This window comes from Streptomyces sp. SID5910 (assembly GCF_009862125.1).
Taxonomy (GTDB): Bacteria; Actinomycetota; Actinomycetes; order Streptomycetales; family Streptomycetaceae; genus Streptomyces.
In genome coordinates this window covers 1-3,251 of record NZ_WWHX01000025.1, presented here as the reverse complement: position 1 = coordinate 3,251, position 3,251 = coordinate 1, and the positions used below count along the sequence as shown (strand labels likewise).

The following is a 3,251-nucleotide window of genomic DNA, read 5'->3' as shown; positions in this document are numbered from 1 at the left end:
CCCTGATCGCGCTGCCCGTGCAGTGGACGCACCCCGGCCCGCCGGCCGGTCCGGCCGCTCCGCCGGCCCCGCCCCCGGCAGAGCGATCGCCGTCGCCGTCTCCGTCGCAGTCCGCCTCGTCGCCGCCGCCGGCGCCGTCCGCGTCGGCTTCGTCCGCGCCCACCCCGGCCGTCACGCCGTCCGGCGCTCCGTCCCGGGAGCCGCAGCAGGGGCCGGGCCGGGCGGTGCCCAGTACGTCCGCCCCCACCGTGCCCACCGTCGCCGCGGGCACCCCGCCGGCCGGCGAGGCGTCCGGGCCGGCGACGTCGGCCCCGTCCGGGGCCGGTCCGACGGCACGCCCGAGCACCACGGCCACGTCACGGGAGTGAGGCCGCGCGGGAGGGCCGCTGGGACAATCGGACGATGATCTATCACGTCGTACCGCTCGCCGACTGGGAGGCCGATCCCGGCCGGCCGTACGCGCCCGCGTCGCTCGCCGAGGACGGATTCGTCCACTGCTCCCCGGACGAGGGGACGACCCTCGCCGTCGCCGACGCCTTCTACCGCACCGCGCCCCGGCCCCTGCTCGCCCTGGTCGTCGACGAGAAGCGGCTCAGCGCGCCGTGCGTGTGGGAGGCGGCCGATCCGGCCCCGCCGCCCGGGGTGCCCGAAGGCACCCTGTTCCCGCACGTGTTCGGCCCGGTCGACCGGGACGCCGTCGAGCGGGTCCTGGAGGTCCGGTGGGACGACGAGGGCCGGGCGGCCGGTCTGGCCGCCGCCGGCTGACGCCGGGGCCCTCGTCCGTCCCGCGTTCCGCCGCCGCTCAGACGGCCGGCGGCGTGGTGCCGCCGAGCAGCGCCGACGCGGTCTGCACCGGTGAGGCGGCGGGCGCGGGCGCGGGCTCGGCCTCGGCCTCGGGGTCGGGGTGGCAGGTGAAGCCGAGCCGGGCCATGGCCCGGGTGACCTCGCCGCCGGTGAAGTCGCGGCGGTCCTGACGGGTGATGACCGCGCCCACCTGCTTGACGGGGTAGCGGCGGCGGCCGATGGTCACGGACTCACCCGTGATGGGCTCGGGCGTGATGCCCTTCATCGAGCTGAGCACCCCGTCCTTGGTCAGGTCGAACGGGTACCGGGCGATGACGCAGCGCATGATGCCTCACAGGGGGAAGAGAGGGAATCGGAAGGGCTTCGCGGGACTTCGGAGGAGCCGGCAGGTGCCGGACTAGGCCGCCGATTCGCCGCTCGACTGCCGCCGCGGCCTGCGCCGGGGCGCCTCACCGGCGGACCGCCCCTGGGCGGAGCCGGCCTGCGCGGACCGGCCCTGTGCGGACCGCCCCTGTCCCGAGCGGCCCTGACCGGTGCCGCCGCCCTGCGCGGTACGGCCGGCGGCGCCGCCGCGGCCACGGCGGCCACGGGACGAGGAACCCCCGGACGCGGCACGTCGGGGACGCTCCACGACCGGCACGGCGATGACGACGGGGACACCGGACGGCGCCTGCGCGCCGGTGATCCGGGTCAGCTCCTCCTCGCCCGAGCGGACCGGGGTGATCTGCGGGGTGATGCCGGCCGCCGACATCAGCCGGCTGATGTCACGCCGCTGGTCGGGGGTGACCAGGGTGACGACGCTGCCGGACTCGCCCGCGCGGGCGGTACGGCCGCCACGGTGCAGGTAGTCCTTGTGGTCGGTGGGCGGGTCCACGTTGACGACCAGGTCGAGGTTGTCGACGTGGATGCCGCGGGCCGCGACGTTGGTCGCCACCAGCGCCGTGACGTGGCCGTCCTTGAACTGGGCGAGGGTCCGCGTGCGCTGCGGCTGGGACTTGCCGCCGTGCAGGCCCGCCGCGCGGACGCCGCTGTTCAGCAGGTGCTTCACCAGCCGGTCCACGGCGTGCTTGGTGTCCAGGAACATGATGACCCGGCCGTCGCGCGCCGCGATCTCGGTGGTGGTGCGGTGCTTGTCCGTGTCGTGCACGTGCAGCACGTGGTGCTCCATCGTGGTGACGGCGCCGGCCGACGGGTCGACGGAGTGGACCACGGGGTCGGTCAGGTAGCGCTTCACCAGCCGGTCGACGTTGCGGTCGAGGGTGGCCGAGAAGAGCAGCCGCTGCCCGTCGGGGCGTACCTGGTCGAGCAGGGCGGTGACCTGGGGCATGAAGCCCATGTCGGTCATCTGGTCGGCCTCGTCCAGGACGGTGATCTCGACGTCGTCGAGGCGGCAGTCGCCCCGGTCGATGAGGTCCTTGAGACGTCCGGGCGTCGCGACGAGGACCTCGGCCCCCGCACGCAGGGCACCGGCCTGCTTGCCGATCGACATGCCGCCGACGACGGTGGCCGACCGCAGGCCCACGGCGCGGGCGTACGGGGTGAGCGCGTCGGTGACCTGCTGGGCGAGCTCGCGGGTGGGGACGAGGACGAGGGCGAGCGGCTGCCGCGGCTCGGCACGGCGTCCCGCCGTACGGGCCAGCAGGGCGAGGCCGAACGCGAGGGTCTTGCCCGAGCCGGTGCGGCCGCGGCCGAGCACGTCACGGCCGGCCAGGGAGTTGGGCAGGGTCGCCGCCTGGATCGGGAACGGCTCGGTCACGCCCTCGCGGCCGAGCGCGGCCAGCAGGGCCGGCGGCATCTCGAGGTCGGCGAACGCCTCCACGGCGGGCAGCGCCGGGGTGATCGTCTTCGGCAGCGCGAACTCGCCCTGGGGGGCGGCGGGCCGGCGCGAGGAGCCCTGGGGGCGGCGCGGGCCGCCGGAGCGCCCGGAGCCTCCGCCGCGGGAGCGGAAGGAGCGGTTGTTCGTTCGTGTGGGGTTCATGCGGAACCTTCCTTGATACGGCACGTATCAAGGGAGTCCCGCAGCGACGGAGCAGCGCAGGGAATCGCAAGAACGAGCCGGCCCCGGTCGACTTCGGCGAGGTGCGCCGTGCGAACCGAGAGAAACGGGTGAATCGAGAAAAGCGAGAAATATGAGACGACGGCGGAATTCAGGGGGTGGGACGACCGAGTGAATTCGGTATCGCATCCTGAAACGCCGCGAGCTGGGGCCCGCACCCCTTGAGGTGCGGGCCCCAGCTGCGAAGTGTGCGTGAGCGTCAGGCGGGGGTGATGTTCTCGGCCGTCGGGCCCTTCTGGCCCTGCGCCACGTCGAACGACACCTTCTGGCCTTCCAGCAGCTCGCGGAAGCCCTGGGCGTTGATGTTCGAGTAGTGGGCGAAAACGTCGGGGCCGCCGCCGTCCTGCTCGATGAAGCCGAAGCCCTTTTCGGCGTTGAACCACTTCACGGT

Annotated in this window: 4 protein-coding genes and 1 pseudogene; 1 reads left to right on the top strand and 4 read right to left on the bottom strand. The window is 74.5% G+C overall.

Going from position 1 to position 3,251, the window contains the following annotated elements; translation table 11 throughout:
• Positions 1–355: pseudogene (locus GTW67_RS00850) on the bottom strand (hypothetical protein); the annotation flags it as partial.
• Between the two features lie 47 nt (positions 356–402).
• Here GTW67_RS00850 and GTW67_RS00845 point away from each other — a divergent pair.
• Positions 403–765 carry a DUF952 domain-containing protein gene (locus GTW67_RS00845; protein ID WP_161162855.1) on the top strand — a complete coding sequence of 121 codons (363 nt, stop codon included), beginning with the start codon at positions 403–405 and terminating at the stop codon, positions 763–765.
• Positions 766–802: 37 nt separating this feature from the next.
• Here the strand turns inward: GTW67_RS00845 and GTW67_RS00840 are convergent, their stop codons facing one another.
• The 3 genes from GTW67_RS00840 to GTW67_RS00830 form a co-directional block, all read right to left on the bottom strand.
• On the bottom strand, positions 803–1,129 hold the full coding sequence (locus GTW67_RS00840) for an SCO5918 family protein (protein WP_161162854.1): 327 nt from the start codon (positions 1,127–1,129) through the stop codon (positions 803–805).
• A 72-nt stretch (positions 1,130–1,201) separates the two neighbouring features.
• A complete protein-coding gene (locus GTW67_RS00835; RefSeq protein ID WP_161162853.1) occupies positions 1,202–2,782 on the bottom strand; it encodes a DEAD/DEAH box helicase in 1,581 nt (526 codons plus the stop codon).
• 277 nt (positions 2,783–3,059) lie between these two features.
• Positions 3,060–3,251, bottom strand: a 192-nt coding sequence (locus GTW67_RS00830; protein ID WP_161162852.1) for a cold-shock protein, incomplete at its 5' end; no start/stop codon positions are given.

What these genes read in the sequence shown, in the direction of transcription:
- GTW67_RS00835 (WP_161162853.1), bottom strand. Translation starts at nt 2,782, where the DNA reads ATGAACCCCACACGAACGAACAACCGCTCCTTCCGCTCCCGCGGCGGA.
- GTW67_RS00845 (WP_161162855.1), top strand. Translation starts at nt 403, where the DNA reads ATGATCTATCACGTCGTACCGCTCGCCGACTGGGAGGCCGATCCCGGC.
- GTW67_RS00840 (WP_161162854.1), bottom strand. Translation starts at nt 1,129, where the DNA reads ATGCGCTGCGTCATCGCCCGGTACCCGTTCGACCTGACCAAGGACGGG.